Annotated in this window: 27 protein-coding genes and 1 pseudogene; 18 read left to right on the forward strand and 10 right to left on the reverse strand. The window is 62.6% G+C overall.

The window, feature by feature from the left end:
* Positions 1-151: 151 nt before the first annotated feature.
* The 4 genes from rplS to BEN49_RS19395 all read right to left on the reverse strand — a co-directional run bounded on the left by rplS (position 152) and on the right by BEN49_RS19395 (position 2,605).
* Positions 152-535, reverse strand: coding sequence for a 50S ribosomal protein L19 (gene rplS, locus BEN49_RS19380; RefSeq protein WP_070746084.1), 384 nt, complete (start codon positions 533-535; stop codon positions 152-154).
* A gap of 128 nt (positions 536-663) precedes the next feature.
* Positions 664-1,377 (reverse strand): tRNA (guanosine(37)-N1)-methyltransferase TrmD, encoded by a 714-nt coding sequence (trmD, locus tag BEN49_RS19385; RefSeq protein WP_070746085.1) that lies wholly within the window; start codon positions 1,375-1,377, stop codon positions 664-666.
* 15 nt (positions 1,378-1,392) lie between these two features.
* Complete coding sequence (rimM, locus tag BEN49_RS19390; RefSeq protein ID WP_070746086.1) at positions 1,393-1,968, reverse strand: ribosome maturation factor RimM; 576 nt, start codon at positions 1,966-1,968, stop codon at positions 1,393-1,395.
* Between the two features lie 91 nt (positions 1,969-2,059).
* Entirely contained in the window at positions 2,060-2,605 is a 546-nt protein-coding gene (locus BEN49_RS19395; RefSeq protein WP_070746087.1) for a 30S ribosomal protein S16, read from the reverse strand.
* A 298-nt stretch (positions 2,606-2,903) separates the two neighbouring features.
* Between BEN49_RS19395 and BEN49_RS19400 the strand changes: the two genes are divergently transcribed.
* The 3 genes from BEN49_RS19400 to BEN49_RS19410 are packed head-to-tail and all read left to right on the forward strand — an operon-like array spanning position 2,904 to position 6,752.
* The gene (locus BEN49_RS19400; RefSeq protein ID WP_070746088.1) at positions 2,904-4,496 is read left to right on the forward strand and encodes a flavin monoamine oxidase family protein; all 1,593 of its coding nucleotides are present in this window, start codon (positions 2,904-2,906) and stop codon (positions 4,494-4,496) included.
* Positions 4,497-4,542: 46 nt separating this feature from the next.
* Positions 4,543-5,715 (forward strand): pyridoxal phosphate-dependent aminotransferase, encoded by a 1,173-nt coding sequence (locus BEN49_RS19405; protein WP_070746089.1) that lies wholly within the window; start codon positions 4,543-4,545, stop codon positions 5,713-5,715.
* Positions 5,716-5,759: 44 nt separating this feature from the next.
* Complete coding sequence (locus BEN49_RS19410; protein WP_083326263.1) at positions 5,760-6,752, forward strand: Hint domain-containing protein; 993 nt, start codon at positions 5,760-5,762, stop codon at positions 6,750-6,752.
* A 216-nt stretch (positions 6,753-6,968) separates the two neighbouring features.
* On the opposite strand, the gene BEN49_RS19415 is transcribed toward BEN49_RS19410, so the two are convergent.
* From BEN49_RS19415 to BEN49_RS19430, 4 genes are all read right to left on the reverse strand, one after another.
* Entirely contained in the window at positions 6,969-7,742 is a 774-nt protein-coding gene (locus BEN49_RS19415; protein ID WP_070746091.1) for an acyl-CoA desaturase, read from the reverse strand.
* A gap of 222 nt (positions 7,743-7,964) precedes the next feature.
* Positions 7,965-8,675 (reverse strand): RluA family pseudouridine synthase, encoded by a 711-nt coding sequence (locus BEN49_RS19420; RefSeq protein ID WP_070746092.1) that lies wholly within the window; start codon positions 8,673-8,675, stop codon positions 7,965-7,967.
* Between the two features lie 205 nt (positions 8,676-8,880).
* On the reverse strand, positions 8,881-9,708 hold the full coding sequence (gene panB, locus BEN49_RS19425) for a 3-methyl-2-oxobutanoate hydroxymethyltransferase (protein ID WP_070746093.1): 828 nt from the start codon (positions 9,706-9,708) through the stop codon (positions 8,881-8,883).
* 62 nt (positions 9,709-9,770) lie between these two features.
* Positions 9,771-12,743, reverse strand: a complete 2,973-nt coding sequence (locus BEN49_RS19430; protein WP_070746094.1) for a putative LPS assembly protein LptD — start codon at positions 12,741-12,743, stop codon at positions 9,771-9,773.
* Between the two features lie 112 nt (positions 12,744-12,855).
* Here BEN49_RS19430 and BEN49_RS19435 point away from each other — a divergent pair, with 112 nt between their 5' ends.
* The 15 genes and pseudogenes from BEN49_RS19435 to BEN49_RS19505 all read left to right on the forward strand — a co-directional run bounded on the left by BEN49_RS19435 (position 12,856) and on the right by BEN49_RS19505 (position 25,779).
* Positions 12,856-13,671 carry an N-acetylmuramoyl-L-alanine amidase family protein gene (locus BEN49_RS19435; RefSeq protein WP_239692019.1) on the forward strand — a complete coding sequence of 272 codons (816 nt, stop codon included), beginning with the start codon at positions 12,856-12,858 and terminating at the stop codon, positions 13,669-13,671.
* Between the two features lie 84 nt (positions 13,672-13,755).
* Positions 13,756-14,766 (forward strand): MlaD family protein, encoded by a 1,011-nt coding sequence (locus BEN49_RS19440; protein WP_070746095.1) that lies wholly within the window; start codon positions 13,756-13,758, stop codon positions 14,764-14,766.
* Positions 14,767-15,000: 234 nt separating this feature from the next.
* Entirely contained in the window at positions 15,001-16,635 is a 1,635-nt protein-coding gene (locus BEN49_RS19445; RefSeq protein ID WP_070746096.1) for an acyl-CoA carboxylase subunit beta, read from the forward strand.
* Positions 16,636-16,647: 12 nt separating this feature from the next.
* Positions 16,648-16,962, forward strand: coding sequence for a hypothetical protein (locus BEN49_RS19450; protein ID WP_070746097.1), 315 nt, complete (start codon positions 16,648-16,650; stop codon positions 16,960-16,962).
* A gap of 132 nt (positions 16,963-17,094) precedes the next feature.
* The gene (locus tag BEN49_RS19455; RefSeq protein ID WP_070746098.1) at positions 17,095-17,337 is read left to right on the forward strand and encodes a UPF0175 family protein; all 243 of its coding nucleotides are present in this window, start codon (positions 17,095-17,097) and stop codon (positions 17,335-17,337) included.
* A complete protein-coding gene (locus BEN49_RS19460; RefSeq protein ID WP_070746099.1) occupies positions 17,315-17,770 on the forward strand; it encodes a PIN domain-containing protein in 456 nt (151 codons plus the stop codon). The genes BEN49_RS19455 and BEN49_RS19460 overlap by 23 nt, the downstream gene beginning before the upstream one ends.
* 125 nt (positions 17,771-17,895) lie before the next feature.
* On the forward strand, positions 17,896-18,756 hold the full coding sequence (locus BEN49_RS19465) for an ABC transporter ATP-binding protein (protein ID WP_070746100.1): 861 nt from the start codon (positions 17,896-17,898) through the stop codon (positions 18,754-18,756).
* Positions 18,740-19,507: a hypothetical protein gene (locus tag BEN49_RS19470; protein ID WP_070746101.1), complete on the forward strand. Its 768-nt coding sequence runs from the start codon at positions 18,740-18,742 to the stop codon at positions 19,505-19,507. The genes BEN49_RS19465 and BEN49_RS19470 overlap by 17 nt, the downstream gene beginning before the upstream one ends.
* A 2-nt stretch (positions 19,508-19,509) precedes the next feature.
* Complete coding sequence (locus BEN49_RS19475) at positions 19,510-19,911, forward strand: GntR family transcriptional regulator (protein ID WP_070746102.1); 402 nt, start codon at positions 19,510-19,512, stop codon at positions 19,909-19,911.
* The gene (locus BEN49_RS19480; protein ID WP_070746103.1) at positions 19,898-20,617 is read left to right on the forward strand and encodes a hypothetical protein; all 720 of its coding nucleotides are present in this window, start codon (positions 19,898-19,900) and stop codon (positions 20,615-20,617) included. Before BEN49_RS19475 ends, BEN49_RS19480 begins: the two co-directional genes overlap by 14 nt.
* Before the next feature lie 10 nt (positions 20,618-20,627).
* Positions 20,628-21,287 carry a hypothetical protein gene (locus BEN49_RS19485; RefSeq protein ID WP_070746104.1) on the forward strand — a complete coding sequence of 220 codons (660 nt, stop codon included), beginning with the start codon at positions 20,628-20,630 and terminating at the stop codon, positions 21,285-21,287.
* On the forward strand, positions 21,287-21,910 hold the full coding sequence (locus BEN49_RS19490; protein ID WP_070746105.1) for a DoxX family membrane protein: 624 nt from the start codon (positions 21,287-21,289) through the stop codon (positions 21,908-21,910). The genes BEN49_RS19485 and BEN49_RS19490 overlap by 1 nt, the downstream gene beginning before the upstream one ends.
* 250 nt (positions 21,911-22,160) lie before the next feature.
* Positions 22,161-22,847, forward strand: a pseudogene (locus tag BEN49_RS19495) (DUF2490 domain-containing protein); the annotation flags it as partial.
* 136 nt (positions 22,848-22,983) lie between these two features.
* Positions 22,984-24,711 carry a ubiquinone-dependent pyruvate dehydrogenase gene (gene poxB / locus BEN49_RS19500; protein ID WP_070746106.1) on the forward strand — a complete coding sequence of 576 codons (1,728 nt, stop codon included), beginning with the start codon at positions 22,984-22,986 and terminating at the stop codon, positions 24,709-24,711.
* Positions 24,712-24,909: 198 nt separating this feature from the next.
* On the forward strand, positions 24,910-25,779 hold the full coding sequence (locus BEN49_RS19505; protein ID WP_070746107.1) for a transglutaminase-like domain-containing protein: 870 nt from the start codon (positions 24,910-24,912) through the stop codon (positions 25,777-25,779).
* Between the two features lie 161 nt (positions 25,780-25,940).
* Here the strand turns inward: BEN49_RS19505 and BEN49_RS19510 are convergent, their stop codons facing one another.
* Both BEN49_RS19510 and BEN49_RS19515 read right to left on the reverse strand, forming a co-directional pair.
* Positions 25,941-26,516, reverse strand: coding sequence for a redoxin domain-containing protein (locus BEN49_RS19510; RefSeq protein WP_083326269.1), 576 nt, complete (start codon positions 26,514-26,516; stop codon positions 25,941-25,943).
* A 35-nt stretch (positions 26,517-26,551) separates the two neighbouring features.
* Positions 26,552-26,988: 4'-phosphopantetheinyl transferase family protein (locus BEN49_RS19515; RefSeq protein WP_204376169.1), on the reverse strand; the 437-nt coding region annotated here is incomplete at its 5' end.

The following is a 26,988-nucleotide window of genomic DNA, read 5'->3' on the forward strand; positions in this document are numbered from 1 at the left end:
AAGAAGGGCCAGCCCCCGCACGGGGGGCTGGCCTTCTTGCTTTTATAGGGGCCCCAACCGTGGGCCGTCTTTGTTTATTCTCCGCGGGGAACAAACAAAGCCGGCCTTCTCCGTGGGGAAAAGGCCGGCTTGCTAAATAACCAGAGCTGCCTTAAGCGGCGGCTACGGGCTTGATGGCGTTCAAGCGACGCTCTTTGATACGGGCTTGCTTGCCCGAGAGGCCACGCAGGTAGAACAGGCGGGCGCGGCGCACTTTGCCGCGGCGGATCACCTCAATTTTGTCGATGTTGGGCGAGAGCAGGGGGAAAATCCGCTCGGTGCCGATCTGGTTCGAGATCTTGCGCACGGTGAAGGTTTCACCGTTCGAGCTCGGGTTGCGGCGCTGAAGCACCACGCCCTGGAACTGCTGGACGCGCTCCTTGTTGCCCTCGCGGATTTTCACGTGAACGTTCACGGTGTCGCCGGCGGCGAAGAGCGGGAAGCTGGCGCGGCGCTCCTGCGCTTCGGCATTAATAAAGTCGAGTAGTACGCTCATGGCGAAAGAAATTGCGAAGGGACGGCGCCGCCGGCCCGGATTGATTTTACGAAACGGAGCGCAAAGATAAGGATTCTAGTGCACGATAGCAAATGCGTAGCAGATGAGGCGGATAGATAAGGCGTTATCTACGGAAAAACCGGGCCGGGGCCCAGTTTTTCCTCGGAATCACCCAATAAATCGGGCCGCCGGGCCTGGGTGCGGGCCAGCGCCTGGGCATGGCGCCACTCCTCAATGAGCGGTGTGTTGCCCGATAGCAGGATGGCGGGCACCGCTTGGCCGCGCCACTCGGCGGGCCGGGTGTACACGGGTGGGGCCAGCAAATCGTCCTGAAACGAGTCGGACAAGGCCGATTCCTCATTGCCCAGCACGCCGGGCAACAGCCGCACCACAGCATCGACCAGGATGGCCGCCCCCAACTCGCCGCCGCTCAGCACGTAGTCGCCCACACTGATTTCGTGGGTGATGTAGGCCGCCCGCAGGCGCTCGTCGATGCCCTTGTAGTGGCCGCAGAGCAGGATGACGTTGGTGAGCAGCGACAGGCGGTTGGCCAGCGGCTGGCGCAGGGTTTCGCCGTCGGGCGTGAGGTAAATCACGGCGTCGTAGGGCTGCTGGGCCAGCAGCTCGTCCAGCCAGGCCGCAATGGGCTCCACGCGCAGCACCATGCCGGCGCCGCCGCCAAACACGTAGTCGTCAATCTGCCCGTGCTTGTTGATGGCGTGCCGGCGCAGGTCGTGCACGTGGATTTCGGCCAGGCCCTTGTCCTGGGCCCGCTTCACGATGGAATGGGCGAAGGGGCTGGCCAGCAGCTCGGGCTGGCAGGTGATGATGTCGATGCGCATCGTGGGGCCCCGGGGCTACGCGGGTTCGTCGCCCTCGTCCTGCTGGCGGGTCGTGGGGGCGAGGTAGATGTCGAGCAAGCCGTCGGGCAGGCGCACAAACACCTGGCGGGCGGCCGTGTCGGCCCGCAGCACGATTTCGTCCACCACGGGCACCAGCACCTCGTGGCCCTGGTAGCGCATGGCCAGCATGTCCTGCTGGGGCAGCTCGTAGAAATTCTCGACCACGCCCAGCTCGCCCAGCGCCTCGTCGATGACGGTGAAGCCGATGACGTCGTGGTAGTAAAACTGGTCGTCACCGAGGGCGGGCAGGGCCTCCAGGGGCAGGTGCAGCGTGGCGTTGCGCAGCGGCTCGGCTTCCTCGATGCGCTCGATGCCCTGGAGCTTGAGCAGCACGCGGGTGCCCGATTGGGGCTGCACTTTCTCCACGGCGTGGGCCACGAGCTTGGTGGGGGCCCCGGGCAGGGCCAGGTACACGGTTTTCAGCTTTTGGTACGCGGTGGTGTCGTCCACGTCAAAATCGGCGGCCACGAAGCCGCGCAGGCCGTGGGGCTTCGTGATTTTGCCGAGCTGGTAGGTTTCGTCGGGGAGCATGGCGGGCGAAAAAGGGGTGAAAAAAGAATCCGGCAGCCGCTGCCCGGACGGACAACAACTGCCGGACTTTTCAGTCGCTAGGCGGCAAAAACTAAGCGGCGTCCTCGGCCGATACTTCGGCGGTTTCGGTCGTCTCGGTTTCGGCAGCAGCCGGGGCCGGAGCAGCAGCGGCCAAAGCAGCGGCTTGCTTCTGGCGCTGGGCTTCGCTGCGGGCCTCTTTCACCTTGGTTTCGGCGGCCAGGGCAGCGGTGCGGGCGTCGGACTTGGCGTCCACCAAACCGGTGCGCTTGCCTTCGATGCGGCTGTCCTTGTCGGTTTTCCAATCAGCGAAGCGCTGGTCGGCCACGTCCTGGGTGAGGGCGCCTTTGTCGACACCCAACTGGAGGTGACGGCGGTAGAGCACGCCGCGGTACGAAAGCATGGCGCGCACCGTGTCGGTGGGCTGGGCGCCGGTCATCATCCAGTAAAACGCGCGGTCGGCGTCGTAGTTGATGGTGGCGGGGTTGGTGTTGGGGTTGTAGGTGCCGAGTTTCTCGATGAAACGGCCGTCGCGGGGCGAGCGGGCGTCAGCTACTACGATGTCGTAAGTCGCGGCCTTTTTACGGCCACGGCGGGCGAGGCGGATTTTAACTGCCATAAACCTTGGGGGTTGTGCAACGCAACTCGTGCGTTTGGTTGAAAATATTTGGGCCCGCAAAGGTACGCACGAAAAGGCGGCAAACCGTGGAATCCTCCAGTAATAAATATGTCGCCTGGGGCCCCTAAAAATGGCGACCTACCAGGAAATAGCTGGTATAAAAAAACAGGGTCATTAAACCAATTTATGTATAAAACGAAGTAAAGTGACCCTTATTAACGAGGGCATTATTTACATAGATATGTAAATAATGAAAAATTACCCTTAAATTTTGGGGCGAATCAGTGTGGGTAGATTAATGAAGAATCAACTTTCCCGGCGGGATTTCCTAAAGAAGAGCGCCGTGCTGGGGGCCGGCGCCTACCCGGCCATGCTCGCCCTGAGCCTGCTGCCCGGGGCCCCCGCGCACGCCTTTGCCTTGCAGGCGGGCCACGGCCAGGGCAAGCACGTGGTGGTGCTGGGCGGCGGCCTGGCCGGCATGACGGCCGCCTACGAGTTGCGCAAGCTGGGCTACCGCTGCACCATTCTCGAGGCGCGTGAGCGCAGCGGCGGGCGCTGCTGGAGCGTCCGCGGGGGCAGTAGTACTGCCGAAACCCAGAATCCCCGGCACGCGGCAGGCTTCGATAAGGGACTGTACTTCAATGCGGGGCCCTCGCGCATTCCGCACCACCACCAGCTCACTATGCACTATTGCAAGGAGCTGGGCGTGCCGTTGGAAGTGTACAACAATGTGAACGAGGGCAGCTACTACTTTGCCGAGGGCAAGGGGCCCCTGTCGAACAAAAAGGTGCGGGCCCGCGAGGTGCACAACGACATGCGCGGCTATATGAACGAGCTGCTGGCCAAGGCTGTGAGCCAGCACCAGGTAGATACCGCCCTCACGCCCGAAGACGCCGCCAAGGTGCTGGAGTACTTGCGCGCCGAGGGCGGCCTCGACATCGACAAGGCCTACAAGGCATCGGCGCGGCGCGGCTACGCCGAGGGCCCCGGGGCTGGCAACCACGCTGGCAAGGTGGGCGACCCGCACCGGCTGGCCGACATTGTAAGTTCGGGCCTGCTCGACCCGGACTTTTACAACGTAGCTGAGTACACCTACGAGCTGCAAATGACCATGTTCCAGGCCGTGGGGGGCATGGACCGCATTGCCGGGGCCCTGGAGCGCCGCGTGGCCGATTGCCTGAAGCTGGGCGCCGAAGTGACGAACATTCAGAACCAGCCCGAGGGCGTCAAAATCACCTATAAGGACGCGCAGGGGCCCCACGAGCTGGCCGCCGACCTGTGCATCTGCACGGTGCCGCTGCCGGTGCTCAGCAACTTAAGCCACAACTTCTCGTCTGACGTGAGCCGAGCCATCGACGCCGTGCCTTACATCCAGACGGGTAAAATCGGGCTGCAATTCAAGCGGCGGTTCTGGGAAGAGGATGAGCAGATCTTTGGCGGCATTACGCACACCAACAACGACTTGACGCAGATCTTTTACCCGTCGTACGACTACCTCAGCCAGAAGGGCATCCTCATCGGGTACTACAATTTCAACGAGAAAGCTCAGCGCGTGGGCGAGCTGACCTATGCCCAGCGCGAGCAGTTGGCCTTGCAAAAGGGTCAGCTCATTCACCCGCAGTACCCCAAGGAGTTCGAGCAGTCGTTCTCGGTGAGCTGGCAGAAGCAGCCCTACAGCCTGGGCGGCTGGGCCCTGTATTCTCCCGAAGAGCGCCAAACGCACTACCAAGCTTTATTGAAGCCCGACGGCCACGTGTATTTCGCCGGTGAGCACACCACTTACCTCACTGCCTGGATGGCTGGCGCATTCGAGTCGGCCCGGAGCGTGGTGGCGGCCGTGCACAGCCGCCTCAGCGAGCAGCGCGTGAGCTACCCCACGGTCAAGAGCTGAGCATACTTCATTAAAAACAAATCATTTGCACCAAATCCCTACTCGCATGGCTTCTCTCATGAACCGCCGCAACTGGCTGAAATCGGGCGCGCTGCTGGCTGGCAGCGTCTCACTGCTGCCCACGGGCCTGGAGGCCCTGGCCGCCCCGCGCCTGGCCGCACCCGCCGCCCCAGCGCCGCTGGCCGAGGCACTGACCGACGAGCAGGCGCTGCTGGCGGCCCCGGGGCCCCTCAACGCGCGGCTGTCGGCCAACGAAAACCCGTTTGGGCCCTCGGACAAAGCCAAGCAGGCCATCCTGGAATCGGTGACGAGCTGCTACCAGTACCCGATGCAGTCGCGGGAGCTGATTCAGAAAATCGCGGATTACGAAGGCCTCACGCCGGCCCACATCATGCTCGACGCCGGGTCGAGCCCGCTGCTGCTGGCCGCGGCCATGCACTTCGGGCAGCAGGGGGGCATCATCACCGGCGACCCGTCGTACGCCGATTTGCCGCGCAAGGCGGAGAAGTTTAAGTCGCCCATTGTGGCCGTGCCGCTCACGGCCGACTACAAGCTAGACCTCGACGCGATGGAGAAAAAGGTGGACGCGCGCACGGCGCTGGTGTACATCTGCAACCCCAACAACCCAACCGGCACGGTGCTCGACGCAGCCAAGCTGAAAGCCTTCACCGCTCGGGTGTCGCAAAAAGTACCCATTTTCGTCGATGAGGCATACATCGACTACCTCCCCGACCCGCGCGCGGCCTCGCTGATGGACGCCGTGAAGCAGGGCCAGAACGTGATGGTGGCCCGCACGTTCTCCAAGCTCTACGGTTTTGCCGGGCTGCGGGTGGGCTATCTCGTGGCCCAGCCCGACACCATTGTGGCACTCAGCAAGTACGCGGTGGGCCCCATGAGCATCTCGGCCCCGGCGGTGCGGGCAGCCGTGGTGAGCTTCCAGGACCAGGCCTACATGCAGGACGCGCTGAAGAAAACGCTGGCGTCCAAGCAATTCCTGTACGACTTGCTGAAGCGCGAGGGGTACGATTACATCCCGTCGGCGACCAACTTCGTGATGTTTCCGCTCAAGATGGACGGCAAGCGCTTCGTGGAGGAAATGGGCAAGCGCGGCGTGAGCATCCGCAACTGGGAGTTCAACAACCAGCAGTGGTGCCGCGTGAGCATCGGGCGCATGGACGAGATGCAGGCCTTCGCCGCGGCCTTCACGCAGGTTTCGTAGCCGGGGCCCCGCGCCGACTTTTCCTTTACTTTTTTCCTTATTGAATGCGTAATTCTTTGCTGGCCGCCGGCTGGCTGCTGCTCGGTGGCAGTGGCGGGGCCCTGGCCCAAACCAATCCGCGCCCGCTCACGCTCGACGAATACACGAAAGCCAAAGCCTTTCAAATCAAGGACCTGGACGCGGAGAGCTACGTCAAGTTCGACAACGCCTACATCCTCGACCGCTACGAGGCCCGTAAACCGTACTTCATCACCGGCGACGACGGGCTGAAAAAGCGTATCGACCTGTACAAGCTGGTTGCCAAAACTGGGATGCAGGAAATCGGGACGATGGTGTTCTACACCACCGAAACCGGCAAGCGCTACCAAGCGCTGCTGCCCGATTTCACGGCCGACGGCAAGGTGTGGGAGAAGTATTTCGAGGACATCCACGCCATCGACAAGCAGGAGAAAAACTTCGTGCTGAAGCTGTCCTACGTGCTGTCGAAGGAAATGAGCTACCAACAGTTCAAGAACCTGAACCAGGGCAAGGACCTGCACGCTGAGGCCGGCACCTACGGCAGCGATATCTGCTTCCCCGGCCACCAGCTGGTGGCCTTGGCCGACGGCAGCCACCGCCCGCTGCACGCCATCCAGCCCGGCGACCAAATCCTGACCCTCGACCCCGTGACTCACCAGCCCGCCTCCGCCGAGGTGCAGGAGCTGGTGGCGCACGCCGCCCAGAACTACGCCCTCACCCGGCTCGATGTGGTGGCCGTGCGCGCCCAGGTGGGCCCCAACGCCACCCACGCACACCTCACTAGCCAGGTGCTGGAGGCCACGCCCAACCACCCGCTGCCCACCCGCACGGGCCCCAAGCCCGCCGGCGAAGTGGCGCTGGGCGACGAAATCCTCTGCCTAAACGCCGCCACCGGCCTCTACGAGCCCCACACCGTGCTCCGCACGCGCGAGTACGCCGGCGGCGTGCAGCCCGTGTACAACCTCGTGGCGTCCGGCAATAGCTTTTTGCTGAACGGCGTGCTGGTGTTGCAGAAGTAGCATTAAGGCCCCGGGGCCCTAATAAATTGTCTGTTCAACCAGTTGATAGTTGTCATTCCGACGAAGGAGGAATCTGGGTAAAACCTTTTAAATATTGTTCTCAGATTCCTCCTTCGTCGGAATGACAACTATCAACTCGAACAGGCCCCAAAAGCAAAAAGAGAGGGCCCCTTCCACGGAAGGGGCCCTCTCTTTTTGCTTTTGGTAGCCAGCGGGCTACGCCGGTACAGCTACCTTTTTAACGCGCTGCTTGGGCTGCACGTTTTTGCGCTTGATTTTGATGATGCGGGCCTTGTCCAGGGTCCAGATGACCGAGTAGGTGGGGTCCAGCTCCCACCACTTCACGCCGAAGTTCACGCGCATCGGCAGCTTGTGGTGGTTGTTCTGGAACAGCTCGCCAAAGGCCAGAAAGTCCAGGGCCAGGGTATTCTTGCTCTTGTCGTGGTTGTCGAAGTTTTGGTAGCCGTACTTGTGGCCGCCCCAGTTCACGATGGCGCCGTGGATGGGGCCCATCAGGAAGTGAATTGGGAGCAGCAGGTACTGCCACCACGCGGTGGCGAAATTGATGTAGAACAGCACGTAAGCCGTGCCCCAGCCCAGGCGCGAGTACACCGTGCCGCCGAACGCCTCCAGCGACTTCCACTCCGGAATGTCGCCCTCGAAGCGCTTGGCCTCTTCGTGCTTATTATGTACTACGTCGTTGTAGATGTTCTTGGTCTTCCACATCATGTCGAACGCGTTGTTCGAAAAGTGCGGCGAATGCGGGTCCAGCGCCGTGTCGGAGTAGGCGTGGTGCATGCGGTGCAGCAGGGCGTAGGCCCGCGGCGAGAGGAAGCTGCTGCCCTGGCAGATGTAGGTGAACAAGAAGAAGAACCGCTCCCAGAACTTGTTCATCGTAAACATCTTGTGCGCCGCGTAACGGTGCAGGTAAAACGTCTGCGTGAACAGCGATAAGTAATAATGGGCAACGAAGAAAACAAGGATGGCCATAAGGTGTAGCGAACGTGAATCGACGGCACAAGCAATATGCCCGGCGGTTGGTTCAGCGGCTTCAATAACAAAATTACGGCCAGGGCCCCAGCTTGAACTTCGCGGAAGTAAAAACCGCCAAATCTTGCACGTAGCGCGGTTATTATTAGCAAAGGTTATTTAGCAATAACCGTTTGCGCTGCCCGCTGGGGCCCCAAGCCGCCGCCGGGTGTGGGGCGGTTTTTAGCAGAACAACTCGCGGGCCGGGTCCCAGTGCGGGGCGTCAGGCAGGGGCGCCACGAAAGTCATGGCCTCTTTCGTGACGGGGTGCTGGAGCTGGAGCTGGCGGGCGTGCAGGGCAATGCTTACGTCGGGCAGCGGGGCAATGTAGCCGTACTTCACATCGCCAAGGATGGGCGTGCCCAGACCGGTGGCCAGCTGCGTCCGAATCTGGTGGGGGCGGCCCGTGACGGGGTTTATTTTCAGCAAAAAGCGGTTGGCGGCGGGCCCCAGCAGCTCGTAGTGCAGCTCGGAGCGCAGGCCCTGGGTGTGCTTTTCGGGGTAGGCCTTCGTCACGTTTCGAATCGTGTCCTTCACCAGCCAGTGCACCAGGGTGCCGCTTTCGGGCACGGGCGGCTTGCCCGTGAGGGCCCAGTAGGTCTTGGTCATCAGCGAGTCGCGGAACATCTCGTTGAGGCGGCTCAGGGCCTTGCTGGTTTTGGCCAGTACCACAATGCCGCTCACTGGCCGGTCGATGCGGTGGCACACGCCCACGAAGGCCTCGCCGGGCTTCTTGTACTTGAATTTCAGGTACTCGGCGGCTTTTTTGGAGAGGGGTTCGTCGCCGGTGGCGTCGCCCTGCACGAGCAGGCCGGCGGGTTTGTTAATGACCAGCAAGTGGTTATCTTCAAAAATAATCTCCTGGCCTTCGGCCCAAATATTCGGACGGTTCACGCAGTCACTCGGAAAAAAGCGGGGACTGCACCGGTCCCCGAACCAACAAAAAGGCCCGCGCCCGGCGCTGATGCCCGGCGTTGCTCCCCACAAATACCAAAATAGTGGCCGCATCGCGGCGGCCTACGCGCCTAGCGCACCCGATGATGCGGGGCCGGGCGGCGGGTAAAATTAAGGCAAGTTTTTGGGACGGGGCCCCGGCGGCCTAGTAACCTTCTTCTTTGCTGGGGAAGTCGCGGCTCTTCACGTCGGCCACGTAGTGCTGCACGGCTTCGGTCATAATGTCGTGCAGCTCGGCGTAGCGGCGCAGGAAGCGCGGCTTGAACTCCTTGGTGATGCCGAGCAGGTCGTGCACCACCAGCACCTGGCCGTCCACGTCGGGGCCCGCGCCGATGCCGATGACTGGGATGGTGAGTTCCTCGGCCACGCGCTTGGCTAGGGCGGCGGGTATTTTTTCGAGCACCAGCGCGAAGCAGCCGATTTCCTGGAGCAGGCGGGCGTCTTCGAGCAGCTTCTGGGCCTCGTCTTCTTCCTTGGCGCGCACCGAGTAGGTGCCGAACTTGTAAATGCTCTGGGGCGTGAGGCCGAGGTGGCCCATCACGGGGATGCCGGCGGTGAGGATGCGGGTGATGGAATCCTTGATTTCGGCGCCGCCTTCGAGCTTCACGCCGTGGCCGCCGCCTTCCTTCATGATGCGGATGGCCGAGCGCAGGGCCTCCGAACTGTTGCCCTGGTAGGAGCCAAACGGCAGGTCCACGACCACGAAGGCGCGCTTCACGCCGCGCACCACGCTCTGGGCGTGGTAAATCATCTGGTCGAGGGTGATGGGCAGGGTGGTTTCGTGGCCGGCCATCACGTTGGAAGCCGAGTCGCCCACGAGCAGCACGTCGATGCCCGCCCCGTCCAGGATCTGGCCCATCGAGAAGTCGTAAGCCGTGAGCATGGAGATTTTCTCCCCGCGCTGCTTCATAGCCAGCATCTGGTGGGTAGTGACGAGCTTAATTTCTTTGTGCTGCGATTGGGCGACAGACATGGCAGGGCAGTTGGGGGCGGGTGGGGGCGCAAAGGTGGCACGGCGCGCCCGAACCCGGGGCCCTACTGATACTGCACGTTGCGGTTGCGGTTGTATTTCAGGTCCTGGAGCAGGCTACTCTTGGCCGAAATCGTGAAATTGTAGCCCCGGTAGGTGCCAAAGGGCGTCCACTGCCCGGCCACCTGCCAGCAGTGCAGGTCGCGGAAAAAGCTGATGGTGGTGATGGTGGTCTGCTTGGTGGCAAAGTCAAAACCCGTGTTGTAGACCAGCTTAAGGTTTTCAGTGAGCTTGACATCGCCCGAGGCCGTAAGCGAGGCCCGGAGCGGCGACTGCACAAGGGCCACGCTGGTGGGCAGCAGCCGGGCGTCGAGGATGCGCTGTTGGAGGGGAATGGCGTTGGTGATGTAGCCGGCGGTGAAGTTCAAGTTCAGCGTCCACGGAATGTCAAAGTCCACGTAGTCGGCGTACAGGGCCGGGGCCCCCACGCTGCCCAGGGCGGGGTCGTTAGCTGGAGCTACTTGGCGCGGCACCACGCTGCGCTTCTTGCCCGACGTAGGGTTGAAGGCGTAACTGGTGGTGAAGCTGGCCGCGGCCAGCCGGGCTAGCTTACGGTGGCCGGCCTGCTGGAACAGGTAGCGGTTGAGCATGGCCCCAGAACTGTCGCGCTGGTAGGGCTCGAAGGTGGCGTTGGAAATGAGGCTGAGCTTGCGGGCCACCTGGGTGCGGAACGACACCGTGAGGGGCGACAGCTGGAACGCCGGGGCCAGGAAGTTGTAAGAGCCGTTGAAGTCCAGCCCGTCGATGAGGCTCACTTTTTTCACCGGGTTGGTGCCCGTGGTGTCCTTGTCGTCGCGCACCTTCATCTCCACCGCGTTTTGCAGCGAGAAACCAATCTGCTGCACCGCGCCCGAGCTGGGGGCCCCATACAGCGAGCCCTGAAAGCGCGAGTAGTAGCGCGGGTCGAGGAACTGGCCGTTCGAGCCGCGCAGGGGGGAAATGTAGTTGCCGTTGCCGTCCAGGATGGGGGCGCCGTTGACGTCGCGGCCAAAGCTGAGCTGCTGGAACGCCGAGCCCCGGGATAAGTCGGGCGAGTAAGAGTAGCTCAGGCTGGGCGTGACCTTGTGGCGCAGGGCCTGAATTTTGTGGGTGCCCTTGCGCACCAGCGTGCCGTAGAACGTAGTGTTTAGGCTAAGGTTGGCCGAGTAGGAGTAGGCCCGGCTGAAGCCGTGGATGGTGTCGATGCGCACGGCCTGCGCCCGGTCGATGTAGTTGTAGTCGAGGCGCTGGGCGTACCAGGTTTCGCCGTAGTTGAAGCCCGGGCTGATGTGGATGGCCTTGTAGGTGTACGAGCCTAGTGAAATGCCGAACTGGTGCTGCGCGCCGTTCTGGGCGTTGCGCAGCAGGGCCCCAATGTTGCCGAAGCTAATGGGCAGGGTGCTGCTGGCCGTGGAGCCGCCCAGCAGCGGCACGCTGCCGTCGAGGGAGCGGGCGGCCACGGTGTTGGTGATTTGGTTCTGGGCCACCAGGTTGTAGCTGATGCTGATCTGGTCGTAGAACGGCCGCGCCTTGAGCCCAAACCACTGGTAGGGGTACTGCCGGGCCACGCCCACGCTGATGTCGGGCAGGGTGAAGGCCATGACGCCGGTTTGCGTGTTCTGGCTCTGGCTCAGCTTCACGCTGTAGTTGATGGGCAAGTAGCGCAGCTGTTTCGTGTACGATATGCTGGAGCTGAACGTGGGCGAAAGAAATGTGCGTGCCGTCAGGCTGTTGGTGCGCTGGTAAGTTTGGCTGCCGGCCTGCACGCTGGCCGAAAAGCGCCCCCCGCCGGGCCGGGCCACCGGCGTGTGGTTCCAGCTGATCCAGAACGTTTGGGCCGCGACCGGCTTCACGTATTCCAAGCTGGTGTTCAGCGACGACGAGGACAGGATTTGGGTAGGGGGGCGGTTAGTATAGCGGAAGTTGAAGGCGCCCTGGTAGTTGTAGCGGCTCAGGTAGCTCACGTCGGCCGTGGCGCCGTAGCCCCCGAAAGACTGGGCGTTGCCGGCGTAGATATCGCCGGTAAGGCGCACGCCAATGTTGTCGTTCGGCGCGAAATAGTAGCCGCCGTTGGTGAGGTAGTAGCCGCGGTCCTGGGCCTGGCCGAAGGTGGGGATGATGACGCCCGAGCCCCGGCTCTTGTCGGGCATGGGGAAGAAGCCGAACAAAAAGCCCAGCGGCGTGGGCACGTCGCCAATCACCAGGTTGAAGGGCCCCGTCACCACCTTGTCGCCCGGAATCACCTTCATTTTGGTGGCCTGGATGTAGAAGTGCGGGTTTTCCAGGTTACAGGTGGTGTAGCGGCCGCGTACCCCAAACAGGTCGTTGTTAGCGGCTTTCTTGATGCTCTGGGCACTCACGTAGCCCTCGCCCTGCTGGGTCACGGTTTCGGTGATCTTGCCGCGCTTGCTCTGGAAGTTGTAGGCAATTTTGCCCGCCGCGTACTGCCCCGCCCCGTCCTTAAATACGGGCTTGTCCACCACCTTGTGCTTTACTGAGTCGCGCCGGCCCTCGGCCGTCATCACGTGGCCGGCGTAGTCGATGGTAATCAGGGCCGCCTTAAGGTCCATGGCGCCGTAGTTCACGTCGGCCTTGTTGTAGAGCCGGGCCTCTTTGCGGGCCACGTCGAACTGAATCGAATCCTTGGCCACGTAGTGCACCGTGGTTTCGATGGGGCCCCGGGGCTTGGCGGCCAGCTTGATGGAATCCTGCTGGGCCTGCTTCACCAGCACGCTGTCGGGGATGCCGGCCACGGGCTTGTTGGAAGTGGCGGGAATGCTGTGCTGGCCGGGATTGGTGGTGCCAGGGGGCGGGGGGCCCTGGGGCAGGGTGGGGTCGGGCGACATCACGCGCACCGGGGGCATGGGCACGCTGCCCGGCCGCTGCCCGGGAATGGAGTCGGGGTTGGCCGTGGGCGCGCGCTGGGCCAGGGCCGCGCCGGCGCTCAGCAGCAGCCAGGCCAGCGCCAGCCCGCGCAGGGCCCCGCCGGCAGGGCCCACCCGCCGGCAAAGCGCAGCGCAGCAGCGAAGAACGTGGGATGTAGCGGGCAATTCGGTTACTTTTGAGGCTTCTACAAAGGTAGCGGGTTGCTACCCGACCTCAACGAACAACGTGCGGATTATTGCTTCCCTGGCCGGTGCCGCGCTCTTGCTGGCCGCGGCCCCGGCTCCTTCCCGGCCCGCGGCCGGCCCCCCGGCCCTGGCGCGCTACCGTATGCGCACGGTGGTGCTCGACGCCGGCCACGGCGGCAAAGACCCCGGCTGCCACGGCCTCAAGGCCCGCGAGAAAGACGTGGCCCTGGGCCTGGTGCTGGCCCTGGGCCGCCAGATCGAGCAAAGTATGCCCGAGGTGAAGGTGATTTATACCCGTAAAACCGACGTGTTTGTGGAACTCGACGAGCGTGCCGCCATTGCCAACCGCCGCCACGCCGACCTTTTTATTTCCATCCATTGCAACGCGGCGTCCCGCGACAGCCACGGCACCGAGGTGTGGACGATGGGCCTGCACAAATCGACGGCCAACCTGGGCGTGGCCCAGCGCGAGAACTCCGTTATTCTGCAAGAGTCTGACTATAAAGAACGTTACGACGGCTTCGACCCCCGCTCGCCCCAGAGCCACATCCTGTTTTCGCTGTTCCAATCGGCCTACGTCACCAACAGCCTGCGCTTCGCCCAGCGCGTGGACGGGGCCCTGCGCCGCGATGTGGGCCGGGCCTCGCGCGGGGTGAAGCAGGCCGGCTTCATCGTGCTCTGGAAATCGACCATGCCCTCGGTGCTCATCGAGTCGGGCTTCCTCACCAACCCCACCGAAGAGCGTTACCTCAACGATAAAGCCAACCAGACGTATATGGCCGCGGGCATCTTCCGCGCCTTCCGCGCCTACAAGCGCGAACTGGAAGGCTCGCCGGCCGACGCGGCCGACGACTAGCGTGGCGGGGCCCCGGCCGGGTTAATCCGCCGCCTTCGTATTTGCGTATCAACCGTTTCCCTGTGCATTCTAACTCTCCCCTCCGTGCTATCTAAAGAAATAAAAGTGGGCGTATTGGCCCTCGTGGCCCTCGTGGTGCTATTCGTGGGCTTCAACTACCTGCGTGGCTCCAACGTGCTCTCCAGTAGCCACACGTACTTCGCCAAGTACGCCAGCGTCGACGGCCTCAACATTGGGGCCCCGGTGGTATTCAACGGTATCAAGGTGGGCCAGGTGAAAAACCTGGAGCTGATGCCCGAGGAGGGCAACAAGGTGAAGGCCACCGTGGAGCTGGAGAAAGGCATCGTGGTGGGCGACTCCACCGTGGCCAGCCTGTCCGGCTCGCTGCTGGGCACAAAAACCATTACCCTGTTCATGGGCAAAAACAGCAAAACCTTTACCGGCGGTGAGGAGCTGAAGTCGTTCACCGTGTCCAGCATCACCGACGCCTTCCAGGCCAAGGCGCTGCCCCTGATCGGCACCGTGGACTCGACGCTGCTGCGCCTGAACGGCTTTTTGAACAAGGACGCCAAAACCAGCATCCAGGCCACGCTGCTGAATGCCCAGGGTAGCTCGGAGGCGCTGAAAAACCTGATCATTCAGAACCAGCGCAACATCAACGAAATCACCACCAACATGGCCCGCCTCACCCGGGCCCTGAACGGCAGCACCGGCAAGCTGGACAAAATCGCCGCTAACTTCAGCCAGCTGTCCGACTCGCTGAAAAACGCTCCCGTGGGCTCGGCCGTGCGCCGCCTCAACGCCACCATGGCCGAAGCCCAAACCACTGTGGCTGGCCTCAACAAGGCCCTGAATGACAAGAGCGGCTCGATGGGCATGCTGCTCAACGACTCGACGCTCTACAACAACCTGACCGCTACCTCGGCCAGCACCAACTCGCTGCTGGTGGACTTCAAGGAGAACCCCAAGCGCTACGTGCACTTCTCGGTGTTCGGCGGCGGCAAAGACAAAACCAAGAAGGAAACCACCAAGAGCCCCGATGGCACCGTGACCACCGAAACCAAGAAGGTGGAAAGCTCGCCAGCGCTGAAGTAGGGCCCCAGGAGTTAATGGAAGGGCTGTCATCCTGAACGCAGTGAAGGATCTGATAACGGCGGAATGGTTTGCAGTAAATGATTACTGTTTATTGTTCCACTGTCCTCAGATCCTTCACTGCGTTCAGGATGACAGATAGGGCCAGCTTTCCTCCTTGCCACGCCCCAGCCGTACCTTTGAAATCCGCCTCCGGGCGGATTTTTTTGTGCCCCCTCCCGTACCAAATCCCACCCCATGTCGCCCACCGTCGAGTTCAACCGCAACGAAGACCAACTCAAGCAACTCACCTTTCAGCTCCGCCAGCGGCTGGCCCGCGTGGCCCTCGGCGGGGGCGAAAAGCGCATCGCCGCCCACAAGGCCAAGGGCAAACTCACGGCCCGCGAGCGGATTGCCTACCTGCTCGACCAGGGCGCCGCGCAGGTGGAAATTGGGGCCTTTGCCGGCGAGGGCATGTACCAGGAGGAAGGCGGTTGCCCCGGCGGCGGCGTGGTGGTGGTGGTTGGCTACGTGCAGGGCCGGCAGTGCGTGGTGGTGGCCAACGACGCCACCGTGAAGGCCGGCGCCTGGTTTCCCATCACGGCCAAGAAAAACCTGCGCGCCCAGGAAATCAGCCTCGAAAACCGCCTGCCCATCATCTACCTCGTTGATTCGGCCGGCGTGTACCTGCCCATGCAGGACGAGATTTTTCCCGACAAGGAGCACTTCGGCCGCATTTTCCGCAACAACGCGGTGATGAGCAGCCTGGGCATCGTGCAGATTTCGGCCATCATGGGGCCCTGCGTGGCCGGCGGCGCCTACCTGCCCATTATGAGCGACGAGGCGATGATTGTGAGCGGCACGGGCTCGGTGTTTCTGGCCGGCTCGTACCTGGTGAAGTCGGCCATCGGCGAAACCATCGATAATGAGGCCCTGGGCGGCGCGGCCATGCACTCCGAAGTGTCGGGCGTGACGGACTACAAGTTCGATACCGACGAGGAGGCGCTGGACCACATCCGCAACATTTTCGACAAGCTGGGGGCCCTGCCCACGGCCGGCTTCAGCCGCAAGGCGCCCGCCGCGCCCGCGCTGCCCGAAGCGGAGATTTACGGTCTGCTGCCCGCCGACCGCGCCAAGCCCTACGACACGATGGAGCTCATCAATCGGCTGGTGGACAACTCCGAATTCGAGCCCTACAAGGACCTCTACGGCCAGACGCTCATCTGCGGGCTGGCGCGCATCGACGGCTGGGCCGTGGGTATCGTGGCCAACCAGCGCAAAATCGTGAAGAGTAAGAAAACCGGCATGCAGATGGGCGGCGTCATCTACTCCGACTCGGCCGACAAGGCGGCGCGCTTCATCATGAACTGCAACCAGAAGCGCATTCCGCTGGTGTTTCTGCACGACGTGTCGGGCTTCATGGTGGGCTCGGCCAGCGAGCAGGGCGGCATCATCAAAGACGGCGCGAAGATGGTGAACGCCATGGCCAACAGCGTGGTGCCCAAGTTCACGGTCATCATCGGCAACAGCTACGGCGCCGGCAACTACGCCATGTGCGGCAAGGCATACGACCCGCGCCTCATCGTGGCCTGGCCGACAGCACAACTAGCCGTAATGAGTGGCGCGGCAGCCGCCAACACCCTGTTGCAAATCCAAGTCGCCTCCCTAAAAGCCAAAGGCCAGGAAATTACCCCCGAGGCCGAGAAGGAACTCCTCGACCGCATCAAAGCCCGCTACGAGGAGCAATTATCGCCCTACTATGCAGCGGCCCGCTTGTGGGTCGATGCCGTGATTGACCCGCTCGAAACCCGCAAAATCATCTCAGAAGGAATTGCAGCGGCTAACCACGCTCCGATTGAGAAGGCGTACAACGTGGGAGTTATCCAGGTGTAATCTTTAGTGATTATGAGTTTATTGAATGAAAAACAACAAGCATTGTGCGACTTCATGAGCGAGCTTTCGGAAGAAGCTTATTATGCTGGTTGGATGGACGACTTAGAATATGTCCTATGGTACACGATGTTCAAGGGACCAGCTAGCTACGGTCGTAAATTCATTGACGAACAAATAATTATTCAGTTAAAGCAATTGTCAGAAGAAGCAGAAAGTTGGATAATATTTGATGACGATACATGGGAAACGGCTGTTGCTTTACCTGCATGGCAGGAAATATTCCAGTCGGCTAATCCAAATAGGTACTTGAAGTATTACAACCAGTAGGGGAGTCAGTACCCTTTACTTCCTCGCCGGCTACCACGGCACAGGCAAGAACACCATCGCTGCGTCCCTACTGTATGCCGCAACGCCACCGGCCCTATCGTAACTTAGAGAACCAATTCCACCAGATAAGCTATGCAGACCCTCACCTTGTACTTGCCTGATTCGCTGGACCTTGACGCCAAGGAAGCCACCATGCTGCTGGCTACGCGGCTGTATGAGCAGGGCAAGGTGACGCTGGGGCAGGCGGCCGAGATGGCCGGCTATAGCAAGCGCACCTTCATGGAACTGCTGGGCAACTACGGCGTGTCGGTGTTTAATTTGACGGAAGAAGAATTGCTAAACGACGTGCAGAATGCCGCCCGTTATCATTGCTGATGCCAGCTGCCTGATTCTGCTGGAGAAGATTGAGGCCCTGGCGCTACTGCAACAGCTTTTCGGCCGCATTGTAGTGACAGATATTGTGGCCGAGGAATACGGGCTGCCGCTCCCGGAATGGGTAACGGTGCAAGCCGTGCAAGATGCCCGGCAACTGCAACTCCTGGCCCTTACGCTGGATCGGGGCGAGGCCAGTGCCATCGCGCTGGCGTTGGAACAGGCGGAATGCTTGCTTATTATAGACGAGCGGCGGGGCCGGCAGGTGGCCCAGCGGCTGCAACTGACCGTCACGGGTACGCTGGGCTTGCTCATCCAAGCAAAAAAGCGCGGCCTTATCCTGGCTATTAAGCCGCTACTAGAAGCTGTGCGAGCCACAAACTTTCGGTTAAGTGAGCAGCTTGTACATGCTATTCTCAAGCAGGCTGAAGAATAAAAGCCGCTGGTGAAGCGGCTTTTTTCATAGCCGAAAAATATTTCAGTATCGCGAGAACCGAATATCAATAAGCTTACTTATGTTTGTGGTGTACTAGATCATTAGTACACTAAAACAACAGACACATGGTGCGCATCAGAAACCTCCATTTTGGGTACTCGCGGCGGGTGCCGCTGTTTGAAAACCTGAGCCTGACGTTGGAGCGGGGCCACATCTACGGCTTGTTGGGCAAGAACGGGGCGGGCAAATCGACGCTGCTCAAGAACATCGTGGGGCTGGCGTTTCCGCAGGCGGGCACCTGCGAGGTGAACGGCCACCCGGCGGCGGCACGGCTGCCGGTGGTGCTCGAAGACCTATTTTTTCTGCCCGAGGAGCTGCACGCGCCCGCCCTCACGGCCGACCAGTTCGTGGCCCACACGGCGGGCTTCTACCCCAAGTTCAGCGAGGTGCAGTTCCACCGCTACCTAGCCGAGCTGGAGGTGCCGCGCCAAACGAAGCTGCCGAAGCTCTCGTTCGGGCAGCAGAAGAAGTTCATGATTGCCTTCGCGCTGGCCGCCAACACCGGCCTGCTGGTGCTCGACGAGCCCACCAACGGCCTGGACATTCCTTCCAAGGTGCAGTTCCGCAAAACCCTGGCCGGGGCCCTGAGCGAGGACCGCTGCATGATCATCTCGACCCACCAGGTGCGCGATTTGGACAGCCTCATCGACACCGTGCTGGTGGTGCACAACCGCGAAATCGTGCTCAACGCCGACCTCGATCAGCTGGCCGAGCGCCTCACCTTCGGCACCGCTGGCCCGGCCGACACCGCGGGGGCCCTGTACGCCGAGCCCTCGGTGCGCGGCCGCCAGGTGGTGCGCCCCAACCTGGGCGGGTCCTACGGCAAGGTCGATTTGGAACTGCTCTTCAACGCCGTGGCCGGCGATAACCCGGCCGTGGTCAACTACTTAAACGCAACCCCCGCCCGCCATGAGCCAGCTGTTTAGTTTCTCGCGGTTTAGCCGCTTGTTCCGCCGGCACACGGCCGAGTTTCTGCCCAGCTACGCCATGGCTACGGCCGTGCTGGCAGGCGGCATTGGGCTGGTGCTGGGCTTCGTGGTGTACATGAACGTGCTGAATACCACCATCCAGGGCATGCTGTTTATGCTGGGGCTACTGGCGGCGGGGGCCCTGTTCACAGCCGGCATTTTTGCGCAGTACGGGGCCCCCAAGCAGGCCACGGTGGCCCTCACGCTGCCGGCCTCGCAGCTGGAGAAATACTTGGTGGGCTGGGTGTACTCGTTCTTGATTTTTAGCGTGGTGTACACCGCTGCCTTCTATTTGGTGGACTGGCTGATGGTGAGCGCCGACGACTGGTACGGCCGGCCCAAGGAGCTGTTCCACCTGTTCGACGCCCAGAAAATCTACGAGATTTACTTCTACTACGCCGCGCTGCACGCCGGGGCCCTGTGGGGCGCCATTTTCTTCGAGAAGAACCACTTCCTCAAAACCGCGTTTGGGGCCCTGGTACTGGCCGTGGTGCTGGTGGCGGCCAACTACCAGGTGGTGAAGGCTTTCGCCGGCGACAAGCTGCAAATGGCCTCGCCTTTCAGCGGCATCACCCTCAACGACGCTACGGGCTTCTACCGCGTTAGCCTGCCCGAGGCGCAGGCCCAGTGGTACATCCTGCTGCCGCTGGTGCTGGCGGCGCTGCTGTGGCGGGCCACGTACCTGCGCCTGACGGAAAAACAGCTGTAAGCATGGAATTCAAAGACAACGAGGCCATTTACCTGCAAATAGCCGGGTACGTGAGCGAGCAGATTTTGCGCCAGCCCTGGGGCCCCGACGAGAAAATCCCGTCGGTGCGCGACCTGGCCAGCGAGCTGCAAGTGAACCCCAACACCGTGATGCGGACCTACGAATTCCTCCAAAACCAGGGCGTGGTGTATAACAAGCGCGGCATCGGCTTTTTTGTGTCCCCCGACGCCGAGGCCCGGGTGAAGCAGTTCCGCCGCGAGCGGTTTCTGCAACAGGAGCTGCCGGGGTTCTTCAACACGATTTCGCTGCTGGGCGTTGGGTTCGACGAGTTGCAGCAGCGCTACCAACAATTTCAGGCCGGGCAAGCCGCCCTCATTCCCGCTACCACCGATGAAAAACAGTAACAAATGGGTGCTGGCGGCCGCGGTGCTGCTGCTGGCCTCGCTCACGGCGTTCAACATGGGCCTGCAGGCCGAGTACCGCACCGGCAATTACAAAGACCCATTGCACAACTTCACGGCGCTGGACTTCAAGAACTTCACCAGCGTGAGCGTGCCCGGGGCCACGGCCTTGCAAGTGAAAATCGTGCGGGGTCCCTTCGGCGTGCGCTTGAACAAGGACGTGGCCAGCGAGGTGCACGTGGCCCAGCAGGGCGGGCAGCTGGTGGTCACGGCCCATTTTAAGGGGCAGCGCCAGTACTGGGGGCAGCGCGAAACGCTCCTCATCACCTGCCCGCGGCTGGACAGCCTGACGACCGACGCTGTGTACGAGCTGGACGGCAAGCCGCAAACCGATAAAAACGGCACGTTGGGCCGCGTGGTGGTGGAAAACTTTGCGCAGGACAGCCTGGTGCTGCGCCAGCACCGCACCAGCCGCGTGTTCCTGGCTGGCAACACCCTGCGCTACCTGCGCGCCGAAGTGGGCAGCGGCCCCGGCGGCGCGGCCCTCGACCTGAACGGCAGCAACCACATTGCCGCCGCCGACCTCGACGTGCGCCGCCGCGGCGAATTGTCCATCAGCAACGTGGTCATTCCCCAACTGCGCTACCACTTCGCCGACAGCGCCAAGGCCACGCTCGCGGGCACGGCGCTGGGCCAGCTGGTGCGCTAGGGCCCCCGCCATGCGGAACATCATCGAAGCGGCGCGGCGCTGGGTGTGGCTTCAACTCGCCGTCGTGTACACCCGGTACTTGCTGGGCGGGGCGTTTGTGTTCGCCAGCTTGGTTAAGATGAAGGGCCACCGCTTCACCCGCTTGAGTGGGGCGGCCGACCCCATTCACAGCGCCATGCACCTGTTTGAGACCCTGTACCAATCGGGGCTCTACTGGCAGTTTCTGGGCGGGGCGCAGTGCCTGGCGGGTTTTCTGCTGCTCACGCAGCGCTTCGCCACGCTGGGGGCCCTGCTGTTCCTGCCCATCATTGCCAACATTTTCGTCATCACCCTTTCGTACGATTTTGGCGGGACGCCCGTCATCACCGGGCTGATGCTGCTGGCCAATGCGCTGCTGCTGGCCTGGGACTGGCCCACCCTGCGCGTGCTGGTGGGCCGCCCGGCGCTGCTGCCGGTGCCGGGGCCCCAGGCGCCGCTGTGGGAGGGGGTGGGGCTGGTACTGTTTGCCTACACCGCCGGCTACCGGTACTACACCGACGCTTACAATTTCCTGCTGTGGGCGGGCGTCTGCACCGCCGTGGGGGCCCTGGGGCTGCTGGCGGCGTGGTACCTGCGCCGCCGCGGCGCCGCCGGGGCCCCGGCGAGTAGCCGCCAGCCCGGCCCACTTTAATGCCTACTGCCGTGCGCAACCTTACGAGAGCCCAGGTTTGGGATTACATGATACTGGCTGCGCGGGTGCTGCTGGCGGGCACGTTCATCAGCTACGGCTACGCCAAGCTGACGGGCGCGCAGTTTGGCCTCGTGCCCGCGCAGCTGGCGCAGCCGGTGCAACAGCTGGGGCTGTTCAAGCTGTCGTGGTACCTGTTTGGCCAGGAGCCGTTTAAGTCCTTCGTGGGCTACTCCCAAATTGTGGCGGGCCTGCTGCTGCTCTGGCACCGCACGGCGCTGGTGGGGGCCCTGGTGCTGCTGCCCATCGCGGCCAACGTGCTCGTGGTGGACCTGACGTACCTGAAAATTCTGCCGGCGCTCCAGTGGCGGCTGGTGTTCTACCTCGGCCTCATCTTCTTGATCTGCTGGCACTACCGCAGCCGGATGCACGCGGCCTGGCGAGCCCTCACGCAGGGCCTGGCGCCGCGCTTCCCGCACCCGTGGTGGGCGTACGCACTGCTGCCCGTGGCGGCCGTGGGGCTCGACGTTGTGGGGGCCCTGCCGCACGTGGCCTACGTAACTGCGCTGCACCCCGCCGTTACCTGGCGCAGCACCGCTGCCATGGTGCACGCCTTGCTGCACTAGCTGCGCTGGCACGGTTCAGCTAGCGCTGCTGCCAGCTGCCAATGTGAAGTTATTGTTAAGAAAAGCTGGGCGCCGCGCTGCTGGGGCGGGTACCTTTGCGGGCGGGGAAAGGCCGGGAGCCGTTGCCAATCCTCCGCTTTTCGGATGAACAAACTCGTTTTTTGCGGCCTGCTGCTGGCCGCGGCCGCGGGCGGGCCCCGCCGCCCATGCCCAAACGCCGGCCAACCCGGCCCAGCCCTGGGGCAGCTGGTTCATTGCTACGGTGCAGTTGCCGGGCAGCGCCGAGCACAAGTGGGGTGGCTACGCCGAAGCCCAGGCCCGCACCGATGCCGTGTTCCACCACTACTTCTACAACGAGCTGAAAGCGGGTTTGAGCTACGACATCGACCCCAACTTCACGGTGCTGCTGGGCGGCGGCCGCTACACCACCTCCGACTACCGCGACCTCGGCCAGGGCCCCCTGAACGTGGAAAAACGCCTCTGGGAGCAAGTAGTCCTCACCCAATTTTCGCACCGCCTCAAGCTGGAGCACCGCTACCGCATCGAGCAGCGCTGGTTCCGGTTCCGCGACGATAGCACCTCGTTTCGCCAGCGGTTCCGCTACCGGCTCAACGCCTTTTTTCCGCTTAACAAGAAGACCATCACCGCCGGCACGGTGTTCCTCTCGGCCTACGACGAGATTTTCCTCAACCCCAAGGGCCCCGTGTTCGAGCGCAACCGCTTCTACGCCGGCCTGGGCTACCAAGCCAACGCGCACCTCATCTTGCAAGTGGGCTTCGTGGACCAAGCCAACTACAACCTGCCGGCCTACCGGGCGGGCCAGTTCGTCCCGCAAATCACGTCGGCCAAAAACAACGTGGTGGTGGCCCTCACCTATAAGCTGGCCCACCGCGCCGGGGCCCCGGTGCAAGAGCACCTGCCCTCGCAGCAAGACTAGCCGGGCTGGGGCCCGCAGCGAGCGAACCATTCTGGGAAAAGCCCGCGGCAAATGTCTGGGGAGTGGGGCCCGCAAATTTTTGCCGGGCCCTTTCCGTATTCGTTGCGTACAACGGGTTGGCTTTATTCCAGAAATTATGTCCCAAAAATCAGTAGCGGAAATTATCGTTGACACCCTGCAAGCGGCCGGGGTCAAGCGCGTGTTCGGCGTGGTGGGCGATTCGCTCAACGGCATCACCGACGTGCTGCGGGCCCGCGACGGCATCGAGTTTGTGGCCGTGCGCCACGAAGAAGGCGGCGCTTTTGCCGCCGGCGCCGAGGCCCACCTCACCGGCGACTTAGCCGTGTGCGCCGGCTCGTGCGGGCCAGGCAACACGCATTTAATCAATGGCTTGTACGACTGCCACCGCAGCCGCGTGCCGGTGCTGGCCATTGCGGCCCAAATCCCGAGCATAGAAATTGGCACCGGCTACTTCCAGGAAACGCACCCCGAGCGGCTGTTCCAGGAGTGCAGCCACTACTGCCAAGTCATTGCCATGCCCGACCAAGCCGTGCGCATGGTCGAGTCGGCCGTGACGGCGGCCCTGAGCCTGGGCGGTGTGGTCGTGCTGGTCATCCCCGGCGACGTGGCTTACCTAAAAACCGACGCCCCGGAAGTGCGCCTGCCCACGCTGCGCCGCCACAGCGCCCTGGTGCCCTCGGCAGCCGATATCCGGCAGGCCGCGGAGCTGCTCAACGACTCCAAGAAAATCACCATCCTGGCCGGCATTGGCTGCGCTGGGGCCCACGACGAGCTGCTTCAAGTGGCTGAGGCCCTGCAGGCGCCGGTGGTGCACGCCCTGCGCGGCAAAGATGTGGTGGAACCGAATAACCCCTACGACGTGGGCTTGACCGGCCTGCTGGGCATGCCCGCCGGCTACCACGCCCTGATGGACGCCGACGCCATCCTGATGCTGGGCACCGACTTCCCGTACCGCCAGTTTTACCCCGACGATGCCCGCGTGGTGCAGGTAGACAAGCGCCCCGAGCACCTCGGCCGCCGCACCCGCGTGGAAGTGGGCCTAGCCGGCGACGTGGCCGCCACCTTACGCGAGCTGCTGCCGCACCTCATCGCCAAGGGCGACGCCGACCACCTCAAAACCGCCCAGGAGCGCCACCGCAAAGACGACGAACACCTCGCCGAGCTGGCCACCGGCGACGCTGGGGCCCCCGAGCTGCACCCGCAGCACGTGGCCCGCTTGCTGAACGAAATAGCTTCGGAAGACGCCGTTTTCACCTGCGATGTGGGCACGCCCACCATCTGGGCCGCCCGCTATCTTCACATGAACGGCCGCCGCCGCTTGCTGGGCTCGTTCGTGCACGGCAGCATGGCCGGGGCCCTCTCGCAAGCCTACGGCGCCGCCCTAGCCTACCCCGGCCGCCAAGTGGTGGCTATGTGCGGCGACGGCGGTTTCGCCATGCTGCTGAGCGAGTTGCTGACCGTGCGTCAGCACAAAGTGCCCGTCAAAATCATCATCTTCAACAACTCGGCCCTCGGCTTTGTGGAGCTGGAGATGAAAGCCGCCGGCACCCTGGAGTACGGCACCGAGCTGGATAACCCCAACTTTGGGGCCCTGGCCGAAGCCGCCGGCATCAAAGGCTACCGCGTGAGCGACCCTGGCCAACTCGAAAGCGTGCTGCGCGAAGCCCTGGCCCACCCGGGCCCCGTGGTGGTCGATGCCGTGGTGCGGCGCCAGGAGCTGAGCATCCCGCCCACCATCGAGGCCAAGCAGGCCGCCGGCTTCGGCCTCTACGCCCTGAAAGCCCTGATGGACGGCCGCGGCGGCGAGCTGCTGGAAGTGGCCAAAACCAACCTGTTCCGGTAGTAATTACGAATTAAAAATTATGAATTAAAAATTAAAAATGACGTGACCCAAGGCCTCCCGCCAATGGTATCAGCCACGTCATTTTGAATTTTTAATTCATAATTTTTAATTTAAAGTCAGCACCGCGTTGAACACAAAGCCCGGCTTTGGCTGTTAAATTCGGCCCCGCCACCGCAGCGGCGGCCGTTTTTGCACCCGATGACGAACAAAGAAATCAAAGCCCTTATCTCGCTGCTCGACGACCCGGAAATAGCTCCCCAGGTCCACAGCGAAATCCAGAACTTAGGAGAAACCATCATCCCGTTTTTGGAAGAAAGCTGGGAGGAAACCCTTGACCCTCAGCAGCAGCAGCGCCTCGAAGACCTCATCCACCACCTCCAGTTTGAGGGCTTGCAGCAGCGCCTGCGCGTGTGGCGCGCGGCCGGTGCCACCGACCTGCTCGAAGGCATGTGGCTGCTGAATACCTACCAGTACCCCGACGCCGATTACCAGGCCCTGAACCGCGCCATCGAGCAGCTCCGCTTCGAGGCCTGGACGCTGATGCGGCCCGAAATGCACCCCGCCGACCAGGTGCAGGTGCTGAACTACGTGCTGTTCCGCTCGCACAAGTTTGCGGCCAACACCCAGCATTTCCACTCGCCGGCCAATTCCATGCTCCAGCGCGTGATTGAAACCAAGCGCGGCAATCCGCTGGCGCTCTGCGTTATCTACCTGCTGGTGGCCCAGCGCCTGCACCTGCCCGTGTTCGGCGTGAACCTGCCCAACCTGTTCGTGCTCACCTTCCGGCCCGAACTGCCGGGCGCCGTGCCGTTCTACCTCAACTGCTACAACCGGGGCTTGGTGCTCTCGCGCACCGACATCGCCCACTACGTCAGCCAACTCAACCTCTCGCCCAACGACATCTTCTTCGAGCCCTGCTCCAACCTCGACATCGTGAGCCGGGCCCTGCGCAACCTGCAAATGAGCTTCGAAAAGCTGCAAGAGCCCACCAAAGCCGCCGAAGTAGCCCAGCTCCTGGAAATCCTGACGGAGGAATCGTTGGAAGAAGGGGACGACGACGAGGATTAACAGGGCTTTTGGCGCGGGCTGCCGGCTTTTTTGCCGGCTGCCCGCTAATCGTTGCGCTAAATTGAACGGGCGGGTTGGGGACCTCACAGGAAACCCATGGGGCCCCAGCGATTAGCGGGCAGCCGGCGAAAAGCCGGCAGCCCGGCCCTGGTGCTCGCCTACTACCGCTTGATGAGGCAGCCGGCGGCGCGCTTATCGGCCACGCCGGCGGGGCGGCCGGCGAGCAGGTTGTCGAGCACCTGGCGCAGGTAGGGCTGTTGCACACCGCTGGCCACCTGGGGGTTATCGTCGATGGCCCCGCGGTAGCGCACCGCGAAGCCGCCGGCTTCGGGCTGAAGCACCACGGCCTCGGTGGTTTTGCTGATGCCCAGCTGGCCGCTCACCTGCTGGCTGGCGTCGGTGAGGGTGGGCAGGTCCACCTCGCCGGGGGCCGCGCCGCCGGGCGCGTCGAGGTTGATGGGCACGTTGACGAATAGGAACTGCACCCCGCGCCCGCTGAAGCCGCTGCTCAGCGAGGCCAGGCGCTCCTGGTAGAGGCGCGAGTAGGCGCAGGCGGGGTTGAGGAACACGACCACCACGGCCTTTTTGCTAGCGTAGCTTTTCAGCGACACAGTGGCGTTATTGGCGGTTTGCAGGCTGAAATCGGCCACGGTGCCCTGGGCCCGGGCCGCGCCCACGGCCACCGTGCAAAAGATTAGCGCGGCGGCGGCAATGATGGAAAGGCGTCGAATCGACATGGTAAGCGGGTAAGAGAAAGGCATAAATGGCGCGGCTATTGAATAGAAATAGGGGCCCCGGGCTCCCAGCAGTGCGTAAGCACGTAGCCGGCAGCCGGTTGAAAATAGCAAATGCGGTGCCGGCTTTGGTTATCAGCCAGGCGCAGCAGCACCGGGATTTCGCCCGCTGGGGCCGCGGCAAACGGTTCCAGCAGCAATTGTTCTTTAAAAATAAGGCCCCGGCGCTCCGCCAATTTGTAGAGCGTTTCCTTGGCGCTCCAAAGTAGCGTAAAATGCGCGTCGGTGCCCACTGCTTGGGCCGCCGCCAGTTCGTTATCTGCTAAAAATTTGGTGGAGATACGGCGGGCTTTGTCGCGCACCAATTCCACATCGACGCCCACCCGGCCGCCGGTGGCCAGCAACGCCGCGGCCCACTCCCCGGAGTGCTGCTCGTAACTGCCAGGCACGGAGGATTGAGAACCCCTCTGCTCAA

This window comes from Hymenobacter coccineus (assembly GCF_001816125.1).
GTDB lineage: Bacteria > Bacteroidota > Bacteroidia > Cytophagales > Hymenobacteraceae > Hymenobacter > Hymenobacter coccineus.

Coding starts and splice junctions, on each gene's coding strand:
- rplS (WP_070746084.1), bottom strand. CDS start 535: ATGAGCGTACTACTCGACTTTATTAATGCCGAAGCGCAGGAGCGCCGC.
- trmD (WP_070746085.1), bottom strand. CDS start 1,377: ATGCGCATCGACATCATCACCTGCCAGCCCGAGCTGCTGGCCAGCCCC.
- rimM (WP_070746086.1), bottom strand. CDS start 1,968: ATGCTCCCCGACGAAACCTACCAGCTCGGCAAAATCACGAAGCCCCAC.
- BEN49_RS19395 (WP_070746087.1), bottom strand. CDS start 2,605: ATGGCAGTTAAAATCCGCCTCGCCCGCCGTGGCCGTAAAAAGGCCGCG.
- BEN49_RS19400 (WP_070746088.1), top strand. CDS start 2,904: ATGAAGAATCAACTTTCCCGGCGGGATTTCCTAAAGAAGAGCGCCGTG.
- BEN49_RS19405 (WP_070746089.1), top strand. CDS start 4,543: ATGGCTTCTCTCATGAACCGCCGCAACTGGCTGAAATCGGGCGCGCTG.
- BEN49_RS19410 (WP_083326263.1), top strand. CDS start 5,760: ATGCGTAATTCTTTGCTGGCCGCCGGCTGGCTGCTGCTCGGTGGCAGT.
- BEN49_RS19415 (WP_070746091.1), bottom strand. CDS start 7,742: ATGGCCATCCTTGTTTTCTTCGTTGCCCATTATTACTTATCGCTGTTC.
- panB (WP_070746093.1), bottom strand. CDS start 9,708: ATGTCTGTCGCCCAATCGCAGCACAAAGAAATTAAGCTCGTCACTACC.
- BEN49_RS19445 (WP_070746096.1), top strand. CDS start 15,001: ATGTCGCCCACCGTCGAGTTCAACCGCAACGAAGACCAACTCAAGCAA.
- BEN49_RS19450 (WP_070746097.1), top strand. CDS start 16,648: ATGAGTTTATTGAATGAAAAACAACAAGCATTGTGCGACTTCATGAGC.
- BEN49_RS19455 (WP_070746098.1), top strand. CDS start 17,095: ATGCAGACCCTCACCTTGTACTTGCCTGATTCGCTGGACCTTGACGCC.
- BEN49_RS19460 (WP_070746099.1), top strand. CDS start 17,315: ATGCCGCCCGTTATCATTGCTGATGCCAGCTGCCTGATTCTGCTGGAG.
- BEN49_RS19465 (WP_070746100.1), top strand. CDS start 17,896: ATGGTGCGCATCAGAAACCTCCATTTTGGGTACTCGCGGCGGGTGCCG.
- BEN49_RS19470 (WP_070746101.1), top strand. CDS start 18,740: ATGAGCCAGCTGTTTAGTTTCTCGCGGTTTAGCCGCTTGTTCCGCCGG.
- BEN49_RS19475 (WP_070746102.1), top strand. CDS start 19,510: ATGGAATTCAAAGACAACGAGGCCATTTACCTGCAAATAGCCGGGTAC.
- BEN49_RS19480 (WP_070746103.1), top strand. CDS start 19,898: ATGAAAAACAGTAACAAATGGGTGCTGGCGGCCGCGGTGCTGCTGCTG.
- BEN49_RS19485 (WP_070746104.1), top strand. CDS start 20,628: ATGCGGAACATCATCGAAGCGGCGCGGCGCTGGGTGTGGCTTCAACTC.
- BEN49_RS19490 (WP_070746105.1), top strand. CDS start 21,287: ATGCCTACTGCCGTGCGCAACCTTACGAGAGCCCAGGTTTGGGATTAC.
- poxB (WP_070746106.1), top strand. CDS start 22,984: ATGTCCCAAAAATCAGTAGCGGAAATTATCGTTGACACCCTGCAAGCG.
- BEN49_RS19505 (WP_070746107.1), top strand. CDS start 24,910: ATGACGAACAAAGAAATCAAAGCCCTTATCTCGCTGCTCGACGACCCG.
- BEN49_RS19510 (WP_083326269.1), bottom strand. CDS start 26,516: ATGTCGATTCGACGCCTTTCCATCATTGCCGCCGCCGCGCTAATCTTT.